Annotated in this window: 21 protein-coding genes; 10 read left to right on the top strand and 11 right to left on the bottom strand. The window is 73.4% G+C overall.

Annotated features, from left to right (window positions below):
* Positions 1–249: 249 nt before the first annotated feature.
* Entirely contained in the window at positions 250–942 is a 693-nt protein-coding gene (locus BZY54_RS26945) for a GAF and ANTAR domain-containing protein (protein WP_086727919.1), read from the bottom strand.
* A gap of 211 nt (positions 943–1,153) precedes the next feature.
* Complete coding sequence (locus tag BZY54_RS26940; RefSeq protein WP_086727918.1) at positions 1,154–1,633, bottom strand: hypothetical protein; 480 nt, start codon at positions 1,631–1,633, stop codon at positions 1,154–1,156.
* A 495-nt stretch (positions 1,634–2,128) separates the two neighbouring features.
* On the opposite strand from BZY54_RS26940, the gene BZY54_RS26935 reads away from it, so the two are divergent.
* On the top strand, positions 2,129–2,593 hold the full coding sequence (locus BZY54_RS26935; RefSeq protein ID WP_086727917.1) for an SRPBCC family protein: 465 nt from the start codon (positions 2,129–2,131) through the stop codon (positions 2,591–2,593).
* Between the two features lie 4 nt (positions 2,594–2,597).
* On the opposite strand, the gene BZY54_RS26930 is transcribed toward BZY54_RS26935, so the two are convergent.
* Positions 2,598–3,419, bottom strand: a complete 822-nt coding sequence (locus BZY54_RS26930; protein WP_086727941.1) for a fructosamine kinase family protein — start codon at positions 3,417–3,419, stop codon at positions 2,598–2,600.
* Positions 3,420–3,538: 119 nt separating this feature from the next.
* Complete coding sequence (locus BZY54_RS26925) at positions 3,539–4,003, bottom strand: low molecular weight protein-tyrosine-phosphatase (RefSeq protein ID WP_086727916.1); 465 nt, start codon at positions 4,001–4,003, stop codon at positions 3,539–3,541.
* A gap of 261 nt (positions 4,004–4,264) precedes the next feature.
* Between BZY54_RS26925 and BZY54_RS26920 the strand changes: the two genes are divergently transcribed.
* Both BZY54_RS26920 and BZY54_RS26915 read left to right on the top strand, forming a co-directional pair.
* Positions 4,265–4,447: a hypothetical protein gene (locus BZY54_RS26920; RefSeq protein ID WP_086727915.1), complete on the top strand. Its 183-nt coding sequence runs from the start codon at positions 4,265–4,267 to the stop codon at positions 4,445–4,447.
* A gap of 2 nt (positions 4,448–4,449) precedes the next feature.
* Positions 4,450–4,845 (top strand): DUF3159 domain-containing protein, encoded by a 396-nt coding sequence (locus tag BZY54_RS26915; protein WP_086727914.1) that lies wholly within the window; start codon positions 4,450–4,452, stop codon positions 4,843–4,845.
* A gap of 1 nt (position 4,846) precedes the next feature.
* On the opposite strand, the gene BZY54_RS26910 is transcribed toward BZY54_RS26915, so the two are convergent.
* The 4 genes from BZY54_RS26910 to BZY54_RS26895 form a co-directional block, all read right to left on the bottom strand.
* Entirely contained in the window at positions 4,847–5,608 is a 762-nt protein-coding gene (locus tag BZY54_RS26910) for a metallophosphoesterase family protein (protein ID WP_086727913.1), read from the bottom strand.
* Positions 5,605–5,895: a BON domain-containing protein gene (locus BZY54_RS26905; protein WP_086727912.1), complete on the bottom strand. Its 291-nt coding sequence runs from the start codon at positions 5,893–5,895 to the stop codon at positions 5,605–5,607. Before BZY54_RS26905 ends, BZY54_RS26910 begins: the two co-directional genes overlap by 4 nt.
* Entirely contained in the window at positions 5,892–6,617 is a 726-nt protein-coding gene (locus BZY54_RS26900; protein ID WP_086727911.1) for a nucleotidyltransferase family protein, read from the bottom strand. Before BZY54_RS26900 ends, BZY54_RS26905 begins: the two co-directional genes overlap by 4 nt.
* A 173-nt stretch (positions 6,618–6,790) precedes the next feature.
* On the bottom strand, positions 6,791–7,477 hold the full coding sequence (locus BZY54_RS26895) for a lipoprotein (RefSeq protein ID WP_086727910.1): 687 nt from the start codon (positions 7,475–7,477) through the stop codon (positions 6,791–6,793).
* Positions 7,478–7,864: 387 nt separating this feature from the next.
* Between BZY54_RS26895 and BZY54_RS26890 the strand changes: the two genes are divergently transcribed.
* Together BZY54_RS26890 and BZY54_RS26885 are read left to right on the top strand one after the other, a co-directional pair.
* A complete protein-coding gene (locus tag BZY54_RS26890; protein ID WP_086727909.1) occupies positions 7,865–10,144 on the top strand; it encodes a catalase in 2,280 nt (759 codons plus the stop codon).
* A 244-nt stretch (positions 10,145–10,388) separates the two neighbouring features.
* The gene (locus BZY54_RS26885; RefSeq protein ID WP_086727940.1) at positions 10,389–10,907 is read left to right on the top strand and encodes a hypothetical protein; all 519 of its coding nucleotides are present in this window, start codon (positions 10,389–10,391) and stop codon (positions 10,905–10,907) included.
* A 176-nt stretch (positions 10,908–11,083) separates the two neighbouring features.
* Here the strand turns inward: BZY54_RS26885 and BZY54_RS26880 are convergent, their stop codons facing one another.
* Positions 11,084–12,676 (bottom strand): glycerol-3-phosphate dehydrogenase/oxidase, encoded by a 1,593-nt coding sequence (locus BZY54_RS26880; RefSeq protein ID WP_086727908.1) that lies wholly within the window; start codon positions 12,674–12,676, stop codon positions 11,084–11,086.
* Positions 12,673–13,371 carry a TetR/AcrR family transcriptional regulator gene (locus tag BZY54_RS26875; RefSeq protein ID WP_425276317.1) on the bottom strand — a complete coding sequence of 233 codons (699 nt, stop codon included), beginning with the start codon at positions 13,369–13,371 and terminating at the stop codon, positions 12,673–12,675. Before BZY54_RS26875 ends, BZY54_RS26880 begins: the two co-directional genes overlap by 4 nt.
* A gap of 48 nt (positions 13,372–13,419) precedes the next feature.
* Between BZY54_RS26875 and BZY54_RS26870 the strand changes: the two genes are divergently transcribed.
* Positions 13,420–15,027, top strand: a complete 1,608-nt coding sequence (locus tag BZY54_RS26870) for an FAD-binding oxidoreductase (RefSeq protein ID WP_086727907.1) — start codon at positions 13,420–13,422, stop codon at positions 15,025–15,027.
* 117 nt (positions 15,028–15,144) lie between these two features.
* The gene (locus BZY54_RS26865) at positions 15,145–16,026 is read left to right on the top strand and encodes a diacylglycerol kinase family protein (RefSeq protein WP_086727906.1); all 882 of its coding nucleotides are present in this window, start codon (positions 15,145–15,147) and stop codon (positions 16,024–16,026) included.
* Positions 16,027–16,094: 68 nt separating this feature from the next.
* Here BZY54_RS26865 and BZY54_RS26860 read toward each other — a convergent pair whose 3' ends face one another.
* Positions 16,095–16,478 (bottom strand): transglycosylase family protein, encoded by a 384-nt coding sequence (locus BZY54_RS26860; RefSeq protein WP_425276318.1) that lies wholly within the window; start codon positions 16,476–16,478, stop codon positions 16,095–16,097.
* A gap of 126 nt (positions 16,479–16,604) precedes the next feature.
* Here BZY54_RS26860 and BZY54_RS26855 point away from each other — a divergent pair, with 126 nt between their 5' ends.
* The 3 genes from BZY54_RS26855 to BZY54_RS26845 all read left to right on the top strand — a co-directional run.
* Positions 16,605–16,973, top strand: coding sequence for a hypothetical protein (locus BZY54_RS26855; protein WP_086727904.1), 369 nt, complete (start codon positions 16,605–16,607; stop codon positions 16,971–16,973).
* A 66-nt stretch (positions 16,974–17,039) separates the two neighbouring features.
* On the top strand, positions 17,040–18,752 hold the full coding sequence (locus BZY54_RS26850; protein ID WP_086727903.1) for an enoyl-CoA hydratase-related protein: 1,713 nt from the start codon (positions 17,040–17,042) through the stop codon (positions 18,750–18,752).
* Positions 18,749–19,260, top strand: a 512-nt coding sequence (locus BZY54_RS26845; protein WP_086727938.1) for a hydrogenase maturation protease, incomplete at its 3' end; no start/stop codon positions are given. The genes BZY54_RS26850 and BZY54_RS26845, both read left to right, overlap by 4 nt.

Raw genomic sequence — 19,260 nt, 5'->3', positions numbered from 1 at the left:
ACACTGCCGGGCCCCGTGAGGCGAGGCTCGTCACACCCTCTCGGGAGGGCGACGGACGGACCGCTCTCGCACCTGCTGGAGCGCCTGTCGGGGCGGGCCCGCCGCGGAGGTGACGCCGTGTCGCCGTCGCCCTGCCCCCGCGGGTCATGTCGCAGACCTGGTACGTCCGGGTGACGGCGCAGGAGCGGCGGCTGTCGCCCGTCCGGCCACCTGGTCGAATGTCTCGACCGGGTCGTGCAGTTGCCCCGGTCAGGGTTTGTGCTGCGCCGTGTCGCGGATGTTCTGGGCGACGTCGCGGAGCTTGACGTTGTGGTGCTGGGAGATGCGGCGCAGCACCGCGAAGGCGTCGTCCTCGCTGAGCCCGTGGCGCTCCCGCAGCATGCCCATGGCCTCGCCGATGGCGTGGCGGGTCTCCAGGGCGTGTTCGAGCTGGTCGACGGTCCGGGCGCCGGCCAGCGCCACGGCGGCGTGCGAGGCGAGCAGCCAGCCGGCCGTCTCACTCTCCGGCGTGAAGGCGCCGGGGTGACCGGAGTAGCAGTCCAGCGCCCCGAAGTCCTCGTCGTCGGTGTACAGCAGGAAGCCCATCATGCTGCCGATGCCCAGGTCGCGGGCGGCGGGCGCGTACCGCGGCCAGGAGGGCTGCGGCTCGCTCAGGTCGGCGATGCGGAACACCCGCTCGCCGTCCACCCGGCGGGCGGCGTCGAAGCAGGGCCCCTCACCCAGCTCTCCCTGCAGCCGGTCGGACTCCCTGACCATGTCCTCGCTCACGGCCAGGCTCACCGCGCGGCCCTTGCTTACGGCAAGGACACCCGCCGCCTCGCACCCGTCGATCAGTTCGACCGCGGCCGAGACGATCTCGTCGAGCGTCGTCTGCGGTGACTCCTGGGCCAGCAGGCGCCGGGCCAGCCGGGCCATCTCCTCGGCGAACTCACGCCAGTCCATCCGCACTCGCCCTTCTCCCCGCCGCGGCGCACCGGTGCACGGGTGACGTCGCGCGCAGGGTTCCGGCACTCGCAGCCTACCCCGCGTGCGCGGTCGTACCGTGCCGAGTCGATCAGGACGGCCGTCCGTGCCGCCCGCCGCCTGTGCGCACCGGTGCCCCGGCCGAGTGGGCCGGGGCACCGGAAGCGGAACGTTCAGGACCGCGAGGGCATCAGCGCGAGCCCCACGTGCCCTGGTTGACCGCGCAGTTCCAGCCGGAGCCGTGAAGGGTGAACTTCAGCTTGTAGCTCCGGGTGCTCAGCAGGTGGGTGCGGACCTTGAAGCCGAGGCTGGCCTTGCCCTTGAAGGTGGAGTTGTAGACCGACACGGTCTGTGTCGTCTTGTGGCTGATCCGGCCGCCCTTGGCCGTCGCCGAGCCGAACCGCAGGTTCCTGACGTTGGTGATCGTGAAGGTGACCTTCTTGAAGCTCTTGCTGGTCTTGCTCTTGATGCCGAAGTACAGGCCGCCGTTGGTCACCCAGCCGTTGTGGTCCACGTAGAACCGGGTCGGGTAGACGATGTCGATCGGGCAGCCCGAGCCCTGCGTCGTGACGGTGGGCGCCGCGGAGGCGGCGCCGGCCAGGCCCAGCTGGGCCGCGGTGACCACCCCGGCTGCGGCCAGGGCTGCGACGGTCGTGCGAGTGCGGTTCACGCGGTGATCCCTTTCCCCCTGTGGCCCTCACGGGCCGCGACGGCATGCGCTGCGGCGCACCCCCGTGGTACGCCCGCATGCCTGTGACGCCGTATTTCTTAGCATGCGTGGGGGCCGGGCGAGGGACGGGTGCGACGCCAGGGCAAGTCGGTGACGAAATCGGGACATCGCCGAGTCAACTGCGCTGTGATTCAGTCCATGTGACGGTATGTCATGCATCCCATTCATGCGAGAACCATCCGCCGCCCAGTGCGGGGCGACGGTGAGACGGCACCCGGATGTCGCCGGTTCGAGAAAGGGCATTCATGGCCGAGTCGACACGCCGCAGACGCAACCATCGGCCCGGACGTCATGGGCTGCCGGCCGCCGGCGCGGACTGCATGGGCTCGACACCAAAGGCGGTCGCCGCGAACCCCAGGACATGGCGGAAGACCGCATTCGCCGGCCGCACCCGGTGAGCCCCGCGGCGGGCGCCGGAGGCAGTACGGTGCTGCCATGTACGCCACGACGGTCTCACGGCGCGTGAAGGCGCCGCCCGCCGCCGTGTACCGGGTGCTCGTCGACCCGGACGCGGTGGCGGGATGGCGGGTCCCCGACGGCATGACCGGCCGGGTCCACGAGTTCGATCCGCGTGAGGGCGGCAGGTTCCGCGTCTCCCTCACCTACGACGACCCCGGGGTCCCGGGGAAGTCGGGCGCCCGCACCGACACCTACCGGGGCCGTTTCGCGAGGCTGGTGCCGGACGAACTCGTGGTCGAGGTGATCGAGTTCGAGAGCGACGACGACGCGCTGGGCGGCACGATGACGATGACCACGTCCCTCACGGAGGTGCAGGACGGGACGGAGGTCGTGATCCGGCACGAGGGCATCCCCGACGCCGTCCCGCGCCAGGACAACGAACTGGGTACCCGGATGGCCCTGGACAACCTCGCCCGGCTGGTGGAGGGCGCCCAGGGGTGAGGGATCACCGGCCGGCGGCGCGGGCCGCCGCGACCGCCTGGCGGGCGTATCCGCGGCCGAACAGCACCGTGTGCACCAGCAGCGGGAAGAGCTGGTGCAGCCCGATGCGGTCGGACCAGCCGTCGGCGAGCGGCGCCACCTCCTGGTAGCCGTCCAGCACCCGGTCCAGATGCGGGCAGCCGAACAGGTGCAGCATCGCCAGGTCGGTCTCCCGGTGCCCGCCGTGCGCGGCCGGGTCGATCAGCCATGCCTGTCCGTCGGCGCCCCACAGCACGTTGCCGTTCCACAGGTCGCCGTGCAGCCGCGCGGGCGGCTCGGCGGGACCGGCGAGCTCGGGCAGCCGGTCCAGGACACCTTCGATCACGGTCGCCTCGGCCGGGCGCAGCGTGCCGTCGTCGACCGCGCGACGCAGGTACGGAAGCACCCGGTGCTCGGCGTACCAGCGCGGCCAGTCGTCGCCGGGCGCGTTCCGCAGGGGCGCGAGACCGATGTACGCCTGCTCGGGGCCGCCTGGGGGAGGGGCCCCGAACGCGGGTGCCCCGGCGGAGTGCAGCGCCGCGAGGTCACGGCCGAACCGGACCGCCGCCCGAGCGCTCGGCGAGCCTGCGAGGACCCGGTCCGTCACGAGCCACTGCACGTCGTGACCGTGCACCGCGGGAACCGCCACGGCGCCGGCGGCGGCCAGCCAGCGCAGCCCCGCGGCCTCGGCGCGCACCGCGCCCGGCCCGTCGCCGCGCTTGACCATCACCACCCGGCCGCCGTCGAGCGTGACTTCCGTCAGTGCCGAGGACAGCCGGCGCCGCGCAGTCACCGGACGACCGGTCAGCCGGGCCGCCGCGGCACCCGGATCGTCCGCGCTGCCGGGCCCTTCCGGTCGGACGGGGTCACCCGGATCGTACGGGCCGTCCGGACCGTTCGCGTCGGCGCCGGCCGGCGGAAGGGACGTCACGAGGGCAGGCGCTCGCGCACCCAGGCCAGCAGGCCGGGCACCGCGGCCTCGATCATGGCCAGCACCTCCTCGAAGCCCTCCGGGCCCCCGTAGTACGGGTCGGGGACGTCGAGGTCACCGGTCGCGTCCGGGTCGAAGGAGCGCAGCATCCGCACCCGGGAGGGGTCGTCGACGAGACGGCGCAGCGCCTTCTCGTGGCCGCGGTCCATGGCCAGGTACAGATCGGCGTCCAGGTGCTCGGCACCGACCTGCGCGGCGACGTGCTCGACCGGGTAGCCGTGCCGGGCCAGCACGTCGCCGGCCCGCTCGTCGATGGCCTCCCCGGCATGCCACGGCCCGATGCCGGCGCTGGTGACCCGCACCGCATCGTCCAGCCCCGCCCGGCGCAGATGCTCGGCGAACACCAGTGCGGCGGACGGCGATCGGCAGATGTTCCCGCTGCAGACGAAACAGATGTGCACGGCCCCAGGTTACGAGGTCGGGTCCCGGACCCGCTGCGGGGAGCCCACCCCCGGGTGGAGAAACCGGGCGGGAGAAATCCACCTGGGTCTCCGCTCACGGGTTGATCACTGGGCCCGGCCCGATCCATAGCCTCGCACCATGGACTCGAACGGACTCACAGCCATCAAGCCTGCCGCGCCGGGAGCGAGCGGAACCACGGCACCGCACACCGCGCGAGAGACACCTCGGACAGGGGCACGGCACGAGACAGGACGGCCGGCGTGCGGTCGGCGCGCCGGACCGGCCATGTGGGCCTCCTGCTGGACCTCGGCCTGCCGTCCGGCGTCTTCTACGGCGCGCAGGCGCTCGGAGTCGCGAGAACGCCCTCCCTCCTGGCCGCCACCGCGGCCGCGGGCGCCCGGCTCGCCTGGGCGAGGCCCGCAGCCGGCGGCTCGACGGTCTGAACATGCTGATGCTCGGCAGCTACGCCCTGATGCTGCTCCTCGCTCTCCTCGCGCACGACGAACGGATGCTGCTCGTCCGTGACCCGGCGACCAGCGCCCTGGCCGGTCTGCTCTTCCTGGCCACCTGTACCAGGGACACCTCGGCCCTCGCCTGCCTCTCCCGCCGTCTCCACCGCGCGGCCGGGGCCGGCATGGCGTGGGCGCCGGCCGCCCTGCGCTTCGAGACCGCCGTCTGGGGTGCCGCCCCGACGGCCGAGGCGGTGGCCTGGTTCGGGCTCCTCGATGCTCTCCCGCTCCAGGCGGTCCCAGGAGTGCTGACGGCCGTCGAACTCGGTGTCACAGCGCTGCTGTTGCCCTGGACGATCCGGGGGCGTCGCCGCGCCGCGGCGGTGTTGTGAACTACGTCGGTTCACCGACGGTTCCGGCCCCCACCGGTTGCCGTGCGTGCACGTGGTAGACGTGGAAGGCCCGTCCGATGACCGGCTGGGCGACATTGCGCACCCGCACTCCGCCGTTGGTCATGCCGTTCTCCGTGCCGGCGTGCGCATGGCCGTGCACGGCGAGGTCCGCGCCCGCCGTGTCGATGGCCTCGGCCAGCAGATAGCTGCCGAGGAAGGGGTAGATCTCCAGCGGCTCCCCGGCGAGGGTGTCGGGCACGGGGGAGTAGTGGGTCAGGGCGATCCGTGCGTCGCAGCCCTGCTCACCCAGCTGCTCCAGCGACATGCGCAGGCCATCGGCACAGCGGCGGGAGTACCGGACGAACTCCTTCATCAGCGGCTCCCCGAACTCCCCGGCACACCGGCCGACGAAGCCGCCGCCGAACCCCGTGGTGCCGGCCACCCCGACGCGTGCCCCGCCGCAGTCGACGACGACCGCCCGCCCCTCCAGGACCTGCGCGCCGGCCTCCTCCAGGATGGCGGTGACCTCCTCCGGCCGGTCGTCGTGGCGGTCGTGGTTGCCGAGGACGGCCACCACCGGCACCCCCAGGCCCTGGATCTCCCGTGCCACCACCCGGGCCTCCTCCGGCGTGCCGTGCCGGGTGAGGTCTCCGGCCAGCAGCAGCAGGTCGGCGCACTCGGACAGGGTCTCGAAGGCCGGCCGGAGCGTGCCCTGGGTCTCGGGCGCCATGTGGATGTCTCCGACGGCTGCTGTGCGGATCATGCGAGGTCCTCCGCGTGGTCGGGGGAGGAGGCGTCGGCGACGGTGATGTCGCAGTGGACCTGGTGTCCGGCCAGCTCCGCCGCGACGAGGTCGCAGATCTCGTCGCGGGAGTGCGCCGAGGGGACCGTACCGGTCAGCAGCACCGTCTCGCCGCGCACCTCCAGCCGCACCCCGAGCTCGCCCAGGGCCCCGCCGGCGATCCGGTCCTTCAGATGGGCGACGCGGTACTCCAGGTTGTACCCGGCGGCCGGGACGCCGGGTGCCGGCTCTCCGCCGTGGTGGTTCATGGCTGCTCCTTCTGCGGGTCTCTCCGCTCCTTCTGCGCGTCCCGCTGCGGGGTGATGACGTTCAGGCGTTCGAGAAGGAAGAAGAAGGCGGCGGGCATGGGCTCGTCCCCGCAGGCACGCCGGACGCGCTCCCAGTCGACCTTCTCGCGCAGCGCGCGGGCGATGGGCAGGACCGCGCCGAAGTCGCAGTGATGCTCGGAGAAGGCGGCGACCAGGCCGCACAGCAGGTCGGTCGGGGCCAGCACCGGCATCCGCACCGAATCCACCGGCAGCTCCTCGGCCCGGGCGAGCATCTCCAGCGAAACGGGCTCGTGGGCCAGCTCGAAGATGATGTCGACGTCCTGGTCGAAACACTTGGACTTGATCAGCCAGTCCTCCGGCGGCGTGTAGACCGGCAGACCACCCTCACGCAGGGTGTCCGCGACCGCCTCGGCGTCCTCACGCCGTACGCAGAAGTCGGCGTCGTGCTGGAGGTTCCCGCTGCCGCCGTGGGCGTAGGCGGCCACGCTGCCCGCCAGCGCGAACGCGTGCCCCTTGCGTTTGAGGAGCGCGCCGATCTGCTTGGCCGCCTCCAGAATCGCCTGGTTGCGGTCACGCGGCAGATGCTGTCCCTGCGACTGCGCTCCTCGGTGGGCGGGCAGTTCGGCCTCGCCCGCCGCAAGACGAAGGTCCGGGGGTCCTGCCCTTCGGGCGGGAGCCGCGTCGCCTCCGTTGCGAGTCATGCCCCACTCCATTCACCGGACCGGACGCCGGCGGCCCACCGGACTCCACACCGGGAGGTCGGCCGCCTCGCCCGGTCCCGGACGCCCTCTCGTGCCCGGCCGGGTACCCGACGTGCCCGTTCCGACACGGCGTAACCGGTTCGCTGCGACCGGCGGGGCGGGGCGGCCGTCCGTCAGGCGAGGCGCAGGGTCCGCTTGGCGAGTTCGTAGGCGGGGAGCATCTGGTCGTGCTCCTCGGTGTCCAGCCCGCCCAGGTGCAGCACGACGGGTCCCTTCGGAGTGACGACGGCGAGGGCGCTTTCCTTCTTCGACCCCTCCATGACCTTGCTCGTGTACAGGTACTCGACCTCGACGCCGTCGAGGTCGCCCGCCTTGAACGGGCGGTACCGCTCCTTGCTCACGTCACCCTCGGCCGCGACGAAGGCCCGCAGCACCGAGCGCGCGTCCTGCGAACCCGGCTCGCCGGTGTAGACCCGCAGGAAACCGATGTTCCCGGCGGGCTTGGCGTCGATCTCGCACGCGGCGGTCACCGGTCCCTGCCGCAGGAACGCGTCCGCGAGGTCCTTGTCCGCCGCGGAGCCACCGGTCGCCGCCGCTTCGACGGCCTTGGCCTTCCAGTCGGCGGCGACGTCGAAGCCGACGGGAAGCGGGCACGCGGACTCCGGCGCCCCGACGCTGCCGCCGCGCCGGGCGGCGTCTCCCGCCGCGTCCGCGCCCGCGCTCGCGTCGGCCGTCGCCGCCGCACGCGAGGCACGGGACCCGTCGCCCTGCGACTTCTGCGCGCAGCCCGTCAGTACCCCGCTCAGCAGCACTGTCACGGCGACCGCACCCCGCCACGCCGTTCCCGCCCCGAAGCTCACCTGGTCTCTCCCCTCCCTGTGGGAGCGGGTCTCTCCCCTCCCCACGAGCGCGTCACTGTAACCGAGGCGCGTTCCGCAGGGCTTGAGTGCCCCCGCCTGGGTACGCGGGTGGGCGTCGAGGTGTCGGGGCTCGGGAGGAGGGCACGGGATGGTGACGCGGGCCGGGGTTCACTCCCTCGTTGCGTGCCCCATGCGCCGAGCTCCCCACCGTGAGAGATTGACAGGGCCGATGCCCGTTTAGGGCGTTTGGTCCCTTTATTCGGGTCATCCATCTGGTTCGGGTCCAGCGGTGAAGACCGCCGTGACCGGAGACGACCGCCCTGTTCGGACAGCACACGGCCGAGGCGCATGCCCTGCGGTACGGCCAGAAGCGGAGGAACGGTACTGATGAGCGAGGCCAACCCCATCAAGCAGGCAGCCCACAAGGTCGCCGACGCACTCCAGGGCGACGGCGCGGGACCGGAGGGGGGCATCCCGGGAAAGCCGGGTTCCCGGTCGCCCTCCGTCGAGGAGCCCACGGAGCCCCACGGGCCGCTGCCGTCCAAGCCGGACCAGACCGGCCCGGACACCGTCTCGCCCACGGGGCAGCCGACGGGTGCGGACCAGTCCGTCATGGCACAGGGCGGAAGTTACCTCACCACCGCCCAGGGCGCACGGCTGTACGACACCGACCACTCGCTCAAGGCCGGCCCCCGCGGACCGGTGCTGCTGCAGGACCACCACCTGCGCGAGAAGGTCATGCACTTCGACCACGAGCGCATCCCTGAGCGCGTGGTCCACGCCCGCGGCGCGGCGGCGCACGGCATCTTCAAGAGCTATGGCACGGCCGCCTCGGTGACCAAGGCCGCGTTCCTCGCCAAGGACGTCGAAACCCCGGTCTTCGTACGGTTCTCCACGGTGCTGGGGTCCCGCGGCTCCGCCGACACCGTGCGCGACACCCGGGGGTTCGCGACCAAGTTCTACACCGGCGAGGGCGTCTTCGACCTGGTCGGGAACAACATCCCGGTCTTCTTCATCCAGGACGCCATCAAGTTCCCCGACGTCGTGCACGCCGCCAAGCCGCACCCGGACCGGGAGATCCCGCAGGCGCAGAGCGCCCACGACACCTTCTGGGACTTCGTCACCCTGCACACCGAGGCCACCCACCACACCCTGTGGAACATGTCCGACCGGGGCATCGCGCGTTCGTTCCGGATGATGGAGGGCTTCGGCATCCACACCTTCCGCCTGGTGAACGCCGAGGGCAACACCACGCTGGTGAAGTGGCACTGGAAGCCCAAACTGGGCGTGCACTCCCTGGTGTGGGAGGAGGCGCAGATCATCAACGGCGTCGATCCGGACTTCCACCGCCGGGACCTCGCGGACGCCATCGAGGCGGGCGCCTACCCCGAGTGGGAACTGGGCATCCAGACCTTCCCCGACACCCCCGAGCAGACCTTCGAGGGCATCGACCTGCTGGACCCGACGAACATCGTCCCCGAGGAACTCGCCCCGGTGCAGCCCATCGGGCGGCTCGTCCTCAACCGCAACCCGGAGAACTTCTTCGCCGAGACCGAGCAGGTGGCCTTCCACCCCGGCCATCTCGTCCCAGGCATCGACATCACCGACGACCCGCTGCTCGCCGGACGCCTGTTCTCCTACCTGGACACCCAGATCACCCGCCTGGGCGGCCCCAACTTCGGGCAGATCCCGATCAACCGTACGCACGCACCGGTCAACGACATGCTGCGCGACAGCTTCCACCAGACCGGCGTGCACCAGGGCGTCGCCCCCTACCGTCCCAACTCCCTCGACGGTGGCTGCCCCTTCACGGCCGGCGCGGACACGGGCGCTTACATCGAGGCGCCCGTACGCGTCCCGGAGGCCAAGAAGGTCCGGGACGCGCCGGAGACCTTCAAGGACCACTTCAGCCAGCCCCGCCGGTTCTGGCTCAGCATGAGCCCGGTGGAACGCGAGCACATCATCGGCGCCTACACCTTCGAACTCGGCAAGTGCTACGAGCAGGCCATCAGGGAACGGGGCCTGAAGGTGCTCGCCAACATCGATCCCGAGCTGTGCGCGAAGGTCGCCGCCGGACTGGGGCTGCCCGCACCGCAGCCCACCGTGCCACTGGCCGACGTCGAGCCCAGCCCGGCGCTCTCCCAGGTCGGGCACACCTGGCCGACGGACGGCAGGGTCATCGGGATCATCGCCGGACCGGACGGCGACCTGGACGGCGTACGGGCCGTACGTGAGGCGGTGCTCGCCGGCGGCATGGTCCCCCTCGTCGTCGCACCGTCCGGCGGCAAGCTCGGCAACGGCGCCGACGCGCTGGCCGTCCAGCGCACCTACGCCACCGCCCGCTCCGTCGAGTTCGACGCCGTCCTGCTGGCCGGAACGCCGGGAGTGGGCGCCGACGCCTACGGCGCGCGCGACGCCAAGTCCCCGCTGCCCTCGCCCGAGCAGGCGACCCACGACCCGCGCGTCAACCTGCTGCTGTCCGAGGCCTTCCGGCACGGCAAGGCGATCGGTGCCTGGAAGGGCGCCGAGGCATCGCTCGAGGCGGCCGGTGTGCCCGTCGACGCACCCGGCGTGATCGTCGGCGACAGCGGGCCCACCACACTGGAGCAGATCGCCCGCCTCCTGGGCGCGCACCGCGTCTGGGAACGCTTCCCCGCGGAGGACTGACCGGCACACCACCAGGAACATCGATCACCGGCACATCACCACAGCGAGCACAGGGCCCGGGCCGCCTCCGGCCGGCACCGCCGTCACCGGCGCGTGCGGTGTGGCAGAAGCCACGCCCCGGAGGAGGTCTGGGCCATATTTTTCCCGGGGTCCGAGGGCTACCGTTTCATGCAGTCCCTTTTGTCCGTGGACTCAGTCTCTTTGTCCGTGGACTTCGTCCGTGAACAGCTCGAACGGCCCGGCAGTGCTCGAAGATCTCTCCCCTCTCATCGCGGCGACGGCCCAATGGCTGACCAGCGCGTACCCGGCGGCCGGCGGCGCCTTGGACTCCGCCCTGTGCGAGATGCAGGCGCGCCAGGCGGTCACGGTCGCGGCCTGGCTGCGCTACCCCACACCCATGGACGCCGCCCTGGTCGGGATGTCGGGCCCCGGCGGCTCGGCCCGGCTGGACTGGATCACCGGCGCCGAGGGCGACGACCCTGACGCGTACGCCTGGCGCACCTGGGTGGACGAGGTCGTGGCGAGCTGGGCGGCCTGCCTGCTCACCGACCCCGAGCTCGCCGACCGTGCGGTGGCCGCGCTCGCCGAAGGCGGCCACGCGGTCGGCGCACCGATCGAGTTCCGCCGGCTGCTCGCCCCGGACGAGCAGGACCGCCGGGCGGCCGCGCTGCTGCGCCACCCCGACCTCCTCGCCTCGGTGTCCGCCCTGCACCGCACCCAGCTCCTGGACCGCCTGCACCCGGGCCGATCCCTGGCGGCCTGACCGTCACCTGAGAAGGGCCCTCGCCGGAGAGGGACCCTCACCGGAAGGGCCCGGCCTGCCCCGGTACGGCCGGCGCCGGGCCGTACCACGGCCCGATCCGGCGCTCGACGGCCCGGCGCAGCGCGCCACAAGCCGACGAGCGACACGTGCCGGCATCCCCCGGACCGCCCCCCGGTTCACCGGGACCCGAGTGCCTCTCCCACCGCCTCCCGCGCCGCCGGCAGCGCTGCGTCGCGGTCGGCGGGGACCAGGCCGATGCGGGTGCGCCGGTCGAGGAGGTCGGCCTCGTCGAGCGCGCCCTCGTGCCGTACGGCCCACGCCAGCTCGGCGCGGGTGACGGGATGGCCCTCGAGTACGGGTTCACGCAGCCGCGGGTCGTGGTTGCCCAGGGCGTGGACGGCCGGTGCCTCGGTGCCGTAGCGCCGGATCAGGCGGCGCGGCGCCCGGAGCGCGGACAGGACCTGCGGCGAGGCGGCGCCCACGAGCGGGAGTGAGGCCGTCGGGGAGGGCCCCGCTGGCAGGCGGTGCGCTGCGACGGCGGCGTCCACGGCGTCCTCGGCCATCCGCCGGTAGGTGGTGAGCTTGCCGCCGACCACGGTGATCACGCCCTCCGGCGAGGTGAGCACCGCGTGCCTGCGGGAGATGTCGGCGGTCCTGGGCGCCCCGCCGGAGCCGGCACCCGTGTCCAGCAGCGGGCGCAGTCCCGCGAAGGCGCCCACCACGTCGTCGCGCTGGACCGGCACGTCCAGTGCCGAGCCCAGGACGTCGAGCAGGAATCCGATGTCGGTCTCGGGGGCCTGGGGAACGTCGGGGATCTCGCCGTCGACGGGTTCGTCGGTGAGCCCGACGTACACCCGGCCGTCGCCCTGGGGCAGGACGAGGACGAAACGGTTGGTCTCGCCGGGGACCGGGATGTGCAGCCCGGCGGGCAGCGGACCGAGGCGGTCGGCCCGCAGGACCAGGTGGGTGCCGCGGGAGGGGCGTATGCGGATGCCGTCCACCAGGCCGCCCGCCCACACACCGGACGCGTTGATGACGGCACGGGCCCGTATCTCGCCCTCCTCACCGGTGAGTTCGTCACGGACCCGGGCGCCGCGCGCGGTGAGTTCCAGGGCCCGCACCCGGGTCAGGATCCGCGCGTCGCGCGCCGCCGCCGTACGGGCGACGGCGGTGACCAGGCGGGCGTCGTCGGCGAGCCGGCCGTCCCAGGACAGCAGGCCACCGCGCAGCCCCGTCCGGCGCAGCGCCGGAGCGAGATGGCGGGTCTCGACGGCGGACAGCCTGCGGGGCGCCGGCAGGGTGGCGCGGGCGGTGCGCGCCGCGAGGCGCAGCCCGTCGCCCGCGCGCAAGCCCGCCCAGGCGAGGGCGGCCTGACCGCGGGAGACCAGCGGGGTCAGGGGCAGCACGAACGGCTGGGCGCCGACCAGGTGAGGTGCGGTGCGCTCCATCAGCACCCCGCGTTCGACCGCGCTCTCGTGCGCGACGTCGAGCTGGGCGGAGGCCAGGTAGCGCAGTCCGCCGTGGATGAGCTTGGAGCTCCAGCGGGAGGTGCCGAAGGCCAGGTCGTGGGCGTCGATCGCGGCCACGGTCAGTCCGCGGGCCGCCGCGTCCAGCGCGGCCCCCGCGCCGGTCGCGCCCAGCCCGACGACCAGGACGTCCACGGCCGGCCCGCCGACGGTCCGGGTCAGTTCCGGTGCGCGGCGCGCGGCGGTCAGCGACGATCCGGGGGCCGTGCCGCCCGGACCGGCGTACGGGTGGGCTGGGCTCATGGCGTCAGGGTCCTCTCCAGGATGGTCCGCAGTTCCGCGAGGAACGCCTCGGCGGTCAGATCGGGGTCGTCCTCGTCGGTCATCGTGCGCAGCGACAGCGTGAAGGACTGGACGACCAGCAGCAGGGACCTGGCCTGCCGCGCGGGGTGGCCGGTGCGCACCGAACCGTCGGCGTGGCCCTCGCGCAGGGCGTCGGTGAGCAGCGCGAGCAGTGCTTCCTGGCTGGCCCCGCGACGGTCCAGTACATAGGGGAGCAGCAGTTCGGGGTCGACGTCGACGATCTTGCGGAAGAGCGGGTGCGCGCGGAACGCCGCCACACCGGACACCAGGCCGTCGACGATCAGCGTGCGCGTCTCCGTCCCGGGCCGCCGCTCCGGCATCGCCCGGGTGGCCACGTCGATCCACTCACGGGTCATCAGATCGCCCACCAGGGAGCGCACGTCGGGCCAGCGCCGGTACAGCGTCATCCGGGACACGCCCGCCCGCCGGGCCACGTCCGTCAGGGTCGTACGGCGGACGCCGACGGCCAGCACGCAGTCGCGCACGGCGTCGAGCACGGGGTCATGGGCCGAGGCGCCCGAGGCCGGTGAACCGTACGTGCCGGGCGAGTCGGCCGCGTCCGGCGTGCCAGGCCCTGCCACGGGGTCGCCCTTGCCGTTCGGACTCCCTGAACCATTGTGACGAATAGGCGTCATGTGTAACAGTGTAACGCCCCTTCGATCCGACCGGTGAGGAACAACCCCATGGACATGCTGTGGAGCGGCTGGGGCGACCCGGCCAAGGCCACACCGCTGCCCGACACGGTGACCGCGCTGCTGCGCGACCTGCTCGGGGTCAAGCCGCGCGGCACCGGTCCGGTCGAGCTGGAGGACATCGACGTCCCGGAGTCACCGCTGACCGCCGCCGCGCACCGGGCCCTGCGGGACGCCGTCGGCGACGAGGCGTACGTCCGCACCGACGCCGAGTCCCGGATCCGCCACACCCGCGGCAAGTCCACCCCCGACCTGCTGCGGATCCGGTGCGGGGACGTCGCCGACCCCCCGGCGGCGGTGGTGCTTCCCGCCACGCACGACGACGTGCTCGCCGTCCTGCGCGCCTGCGCCGCCCACGGCCTGGCCCTCGTCCCGTTCGGCGGCGGCACCTCCGTCGTGGGCGGTCTCGCCCCCGAGCAGTCGGTGTCCCGTCGGCGCCCCTTCGTCGCCCTGGACCTGCGCCGCATGGACGGCCTGCTCGCCCTCGATCCCGTCTCCCGCACCGCCACCCTGCAACCGGGACTGCGCGCCCCGCACGCCGAGGCGCTCCTGGCCGAGCACGGCTTCACCCTCGGTCACTTCCCGCAGTCGTACGAGTGGGCCACCATCGGCGGTTTCGCCGCGGCCCGCTCCAGCGGCCAGGCGTCCGCCGGGTACGGCCGCTTCGACGAGATGGTGCTCGGCCTCACCCTCGCCACCCCCGAAGGCACCCTCGAGGCCGGCCGCGCCCCGCGCTCGGCGGCCGGACCCGACCTGCGCCAGCTGGTCCTCGGCTCCGAGGGCGCCTTCGGCGTCATCACCTCGGTGACCGTGCGCCTGCGCCCGCTGCCGCAGACCCGTCTCTACGAGGGCTGGCGCTTCGCCTCCTTCGAGGAGGGCGCCACCGCTCTGCGGCGGCTCGCCCAGGACGGGCCGCGACCGGCCGTGCTGCGCCTGTCCGACGAGACGGAGACCCTGATCGGCCTCGCCCAGCCCGACGCCATCGGCGCCTCCGGAGAGCCGCAGCCCGCAGGGTGCCAGGCGATCGTCGGTTACGAGGGCACCGCCGAGGACGTCGCCCACCGCAGGGCGCGGGCCGGTGCCGTCCTGCGCGAGTGCGGCGGCACGCATCTCGGCGCGGAACCGGGCGAACGCTGGGCCCACGGCCGCTACTCGGCGCCGTACCTGCGCGACGCGCTGCTGGACGTGGGCGCGTTCGCCGAGACCCTGGAGACCGCCGCGTTCTGGTCCCGCGTGCCCGAGCTGTACGCCGCCGTCCGCGCCGCGCTCACCACGACGCTCACCGAGTCCGGCACCCCGCCGCTCGTGATGTGCCACATCTCGCACGTCTACGAGAACGGCGCGTCGCTCTACTTCACCGTGGTCAGCGCCCAGGGCGAGGACCCGGTGGCGCACTGGGCGCCCGCCAAGCACGCCGCGGGCGAGGCGATCCTCGCCGCCGGCGGCACCATCAGCCACCACCACGGCGTGGGCACCGACCACCGCGACGGATACGTCCGGGAGGCCGGGCCGCTCGGCATCGAGGCCCTGCGAGCCGTCAAACGGCGGCTCGACCCGGGCGGCCTGCTCAATCCGGGAGTCCTGCTCCCCCTCGACTGACGCGCCGCCGAACCGTCCCGGGCGGTCCGCCCGGGACGGCTCACACCGGCCGACCGCCGCCGCACCGCGACCGTCCGCTCTCCCGATCGCCCTCTTCCCGCCCCGGAGGCCCCACCGATGCGACAGTTCACCGCCATCGTCAACCCCACCGCGGGCGGATCCGCGGGTGCCGCGGCGCTGCTGCGGGTGGCCAGGCTGCTCCGGGAGGCGGGCGCCGAACTGGAGACCGAGTACAGCCGCAACCTCACCCACGCCCAGGAGCTCGCCCGGCAGGCGGGCGAGCGGGGCCGGGTCGTCCTGGCCGTGGGCGGCGACGGCATCGCCGGCGGCATCGGCGGCGCCCTCAGCGGCACCGGCACGCTCCTCGGTCTCGTCCCGGCCGGCCGCGGCAACGACTTCGCCCGCGCGCTCGAGCTGCCCACCGACCCGTCCGCACTGGCCCGCGTGCTGCTGCACCACTGCCCGCGCCATGTCGACACCATCGAGGTGGAGTCGGCCGCCCACCCCCGCACCGTCGTCCTCGGCAGCGTGTACGCGGGTGTCGACGCGCTCGCCAACCGGCACGCCAACCACGCCCGGCTGCTGCGCGGAGCCGCCTCGTACTACGCCGGGGGACTGCGGGCGGTCGCCACCTGGCGCGCGGCGACCTATCGGGTCACCGTGGACGGCGAGGAGCACGGCCACCGCGGCTACACCGTGGTGGCCGCCAACTCGGCGTACTACGGCTCCGGCCGGATGATCGCCCCCGGCGCCCGGGTGGACGACGGTCTGCTCGACGTGGTGATGATCCGCGCCGCACCCCGTCGGCTCTTCTTCGCCCTGATGAACGAGTTGAAGTCGGGCGCGCACGTCGCCCGGCCCGAGGTGCGGATCCTGCGCGGGCGGGAGGTCCGGATCGAGGCCGACCGCGCGGTGCCCTACGGCGCCGACGGCGAGGTCGACGCGGTCCTGCCCGTCACCGCCCGGGTGCTGCCCGGGGCGCTCGCCGTGCTGTGCTGACCGGCGGCGGGAGTCCGGGGCCCGGGAAGGCGGGGCAGTCCAGGAACGAACGCGCCGACGGGACGGGCTCAGGCGCAGGCCCAGGCCGACATCCCCTGCAGGCGGGCCAGCCGCCGGGCCACGACGATCTGCTCCCGGCGCGTGGCCAGGTCCGCCCGGGGCGCGTACCTCCTCCCGCCGGCCGCCACCCAGCTGGACTGCGCGAACTGCAGGCCCCCGTAGTACCCGTTGCCGGTGTTCGCCCTCCAGTTGCCGCTGGACTCGCAGCGGGCGATGGAGTCCCAGTCCGGGCCGAGGCTCCGGGACGGGAGCGCGGTCGCCGTGGGTCCGCCGGCCAGCGCCGCGGCGGTCGCCGCGATCAGCAGCGCCCCGCGCAGTCCGCGACGACGAGGATGTTGTCCTGATGCCCCGTCATGACGGACGGAGGCCCTGTCGGTATCATGCTGACACATCATGTGCAGACTGTTACATCATATGAACGGAAAGTAGCGAGGCGACGCGCCGAGTGCCGGGAGCGGCGGGCTGAAAGGCCGTCAGGGCCGGCTCGGTGAAGGCGCGGTGGGGAAAGGCTCTCGTTCATGACGTTCAAGAGTCCCGTGCACCGCGGCGGCCCCCGGCGTGGCCGGTTCGACCAATTCGCGGAGTACTCCTCCAACTTCACCAGTTCGCCGGTCTTCTTCCTGATCTGCCTGCTCCTCGTCGGCTTCTTCGCCGCCGCTCACGCGGCGCACCTGGACCTGGAGTTGCTGCTGCTGGCCGGTGAGGCGATGACCGCCGTGACGCTGCTGCTGCTCGCCCTGCTGAAGAACGCCGAGATGCGCGCCGAGCACGCCATCCAGCGCAAGCTCGACGCACTCGCCCGGGCCCTGCTGGAGATGAACAAGGACGACCACAGCCCCGCCTTCGAGGAGCTGAGGAATTCGATCCGGATGGAGGAAGAGACCTGACCGGGGTGGGTGAAACGCCGCAACGGTCCTTTCCGGAGCCCGGCGAAACAGACACCATGCCGCGTCATGGACATTCTGCTCGTCGTGAGCGCGTTCAACAGCCTGGCCCAGCGCGTGTACGCCGAACTCTCGGACCACGGGCACCGGGTGGACGCCGTCCTCGCCTCGCACGGCGCCGACGCCGTCCGCGCGGCCGTCGCGCGAACGCATCCGGAGCTGATCGTCGCCCCGATGCTGCGGACGGCGCTGCCCGAGGACGTGTGGCGGGAGCACACCTGCCTCATCGTGCACCCGGGACCCCCCGGGGACCGCGGCCCGTCCTCCCTGGACTGGGCGATCGCCGACCAGGCCGCGAGCTGGGGCGTGACGGTCCTGCAGGCCGAGGCGGCCATGGACGCCGGTGACATCTGGGCGGCGATGCCGTTCGAGACGGCCCCCGTGGGCAAGAGCGACCTGTACCGCAACGAGGTCGCCGACGCCGCCGTGGCCGCCGTGCTGCAGGCCGTGCGACGCCACCAGGAAGGCTCGTTCAAGCCGCGGCCGCAGAACGACCCGTCCGTCCGTGTGATGTGGCGGGACGTCATGCGCCAGGCACAGCGCCGCATCGACTGGGACAACGACAGCACCGCGACCGTGCTGCGCAAACTGCGCGGGGCCGACTCCCAGCCCGGCGTGCTCGACGAACTCCACGGCCGGGAGGTGTTCCTGCACGGCGGCCACCCCGAGGACAGGCTGCGCGGACGCCCCGGCGAACCGCTCGCCACCCGCGCGGGAGCGGTGTGCCGCGCCACCCGGGACGGTGCCGTGTGGATCCCGGAACTCAGGCCGCGCAAGAACTCCGGCGACCCGGCGCCCTTCAAACGACCGGCCACCTCCGTCCTCGACCCCTGCTCGCTCCCGGAGGCGCCCGTCCCGCTCGAACTGCCCCCCGAACGGCGCACCTGGACCGACATCCGCTACCGCCGACGCGGCGACGTCGGCTTCCTGACCTTCTCCTTCCCCGGCGGAGCCATGAGCACCGACCAGTGCCGCAGGCTGCTCGCCGCCTACCGCCACGCGCTCGCCCGCCCCACGCCCGTCCTCGTCCTCGGCGGCGCCCGCGACTTCTTCTCCAACGGCATCCACCTCAACGTCATCGAGGCGGCCCCCGACCCCGCCGCCGAGTCCTGGACCAACCTGGGCGCCATGAACGACCTCGTCGAGGCGGTCCTGAACACCACCGACCGGCTGGTGATCGCCGCGCTCGGCGGCAACGCGGCCGCCGGCGGCGTCATGCTCGCGCTCGCCGCGGACGAGGTGTGGTGCCGCGGCGGCGCCGTGCTCAACCCCCACTACCGCCGGATGGGACTGTACGGCTCGGAGTACTGGACCTACAGCCTGCCGCGCCGCGTCGGTGCGCGCACCGCCGAACGGCTGACCACCGAGGCGCTGGCCATGAGCGCCGCCACGGCGCACGGCCTCGGCCTGGTGGACCGCCTGCTGCCCGTCGCCGCGGGGGAGTTCACCGCCGAGACCGCCCGCATGGCGGCCGAGCTCGCCGGCGCGCCCGACGTCGCCCGGCGCATCGAGGCCAAGGCGGCGGCCCGCGAACGCGACGAGACGGTTCGGCCGCTCGCGGACCACCGCAGCGCCGAACTCGCCCGCATGCACGACATCTTCTTCGACCCGCAGGCGCCCTACCACGCGCTGCGCTCGGCGTTCGTCCGCAAGGTGCCGAGCGGTCCCGCCGACCCCCTGGCCCTGCCCGACAGCCGGCCGGTCGTCGGGCACCCGCGATGACGGCCTCGCCCGGGCCCCGCCCCCGGATGCTCGTCGCGGGCGTCGGCAACATCTTCCTCGCCGACGACGCCTTCGGCCCCCACGTCGTGCAGGCGCTCGCGTCCCGGCCGCTGCCGGCCCCCGTACGGGTGCGGGACTTCGGCATCCGCGGCCTGGACCTGGCCTACGAGCTCCTCGACGGATACGACACCGCCGTCCTGGTGGACGCCGCCCCGCGCGGCCACCGGCCCGGCACCCTGTCCCTGATCGAGCCCGACCCGCCCGTCGCCACCACCCCGGCCGCGGCTCCGCCCGAGGCCCACGGCATGGACCCCGCCAAGGTGCTGGCCCTGGCGGCCCACCTCGGCGACGGACCGCTCCCGCGCGTCCTCGTCCTCGCCTGCGAGCCCGAAGTCCTCCCGCGCGGCGACGAGGACATCATGCCCGGACTCAGCGCCCCGGTCGGCGCCGCCGTCGACCGGGCAGTCCGGGCACTGCACACCCTGGTCCCGGTGCTGCTCGCCGACCC

Source organism: Streptomyces carpinensis, assembly GCF_002154505.1.
Lineage (GTDB): Bacteria > Actinomycetota > Actinomycetes > Streptomycetales > Streptomycetaceae > Streptomyces > Streptomyces carpinensis.
This window is presented reverse-complemented; position numbering and strand designations above follow the sequence as displayed.

Bases quoted from the DNA above. Each gene is read 5' to 3' on its own strand.
- BZY54_RS26945 (WP_086727919.1), bottom strand. From the start codon at position 942: ATGGACTGGCGTGAGTTCGCCGAGGAGATGGCCCGGCTGGCCCGGCGC.
- BZY54_RS26855 (WP_086727904.1), top strand. From the start codon at position 16,605: ATGACGTTCAAGAGTCCCGTGCACCGCGGCGGCCCCCGGCGTGGCCGG.
- BZY54_RS26915 (WP_086727914.1), top strand. From the start codon at position 4,450: ATGCTGATGCTCGGCAGCTACGCCCTGATGCTGCTCCTCGCTCTCCTC.
- BZY54_RS26875 (WP_425276317.1), bottom strand. From the start codon at position 13,371: ATGACGCCTATTCGTCACAATGGTTCAGGGAGTCCGAACGGCAAGGGC.
- BZY54_RS26860 (WP_425276318.1), bottom strand. From the start codon at position 16,478: ATGTGTCAGCATGATACCGACAGGGCCTCCGTCCGTCATGACGGGGCA.
- BZY54_RS26910 (WP_086727913.1), bottom strand. From the start codon at position 5,608: ATGATCCGCACAGCAGCCGTCGGAGACATCCACATGGCGCCCGAGACC.
- BZY54_RS26850 (WP_086727903.1), top strand. From the start codon at position 17,040: ATGGACATTCTGCTCGTCGTGAGCGCGTTCAACAGCCTGGCCCAGCGC.
- BZY54_RS26900 (WP_086727911.1), bottom strand. From the start codon at position 6,617: ATGACTCGCAACGGAGGCGACGCGGCTCCCGCCCGAAGGGCAGGACCC.
- BZY54_RS26880 (WP_086727908.1), bottom strand. From the start codon at position 12,676: ATGAGCCCAGCCCACCCGTACGCCGGTCCGGGCGGCACGGCCCCCGGA.
- BZY54_RS26865 (WP_086727906.1), top strand. From the start codon at position 15,145: ATGCGACAGTTCACCGCCATCGTCAACCCCACCGCGGGCGGATCCGCG.
- BZY54_RS26890 (WP_086727909.1), top strand. From the start codon at position 7,865: ATGAGCGAGGCCAACCCCATCAAGCAGGCAGCCCACAAGGTCGCCGAC.
- BZY54_RS26905 (WP_086727912.1), bottom strand. From the start codon at position 5,895: ATGAACCACCACGGCGGAGAGCCGGCACCCGGCGTCCCGGCCGCCGGG.
- BZY54_RS26870 (WP_086727907.1), top strand. From the start codon at position 13,420: ATGGACATGCTGTGGAGCGGCTGGGGCGACCCGGCCAAGGCCACACCG.
- BZY54_RS26935 (WP_086727917.1), top strand. From the start codon at position 2,129: ATGTACGCCACGACGGTCTCACGGCGCGTGAAGGCGCCGCCCGCCGCC.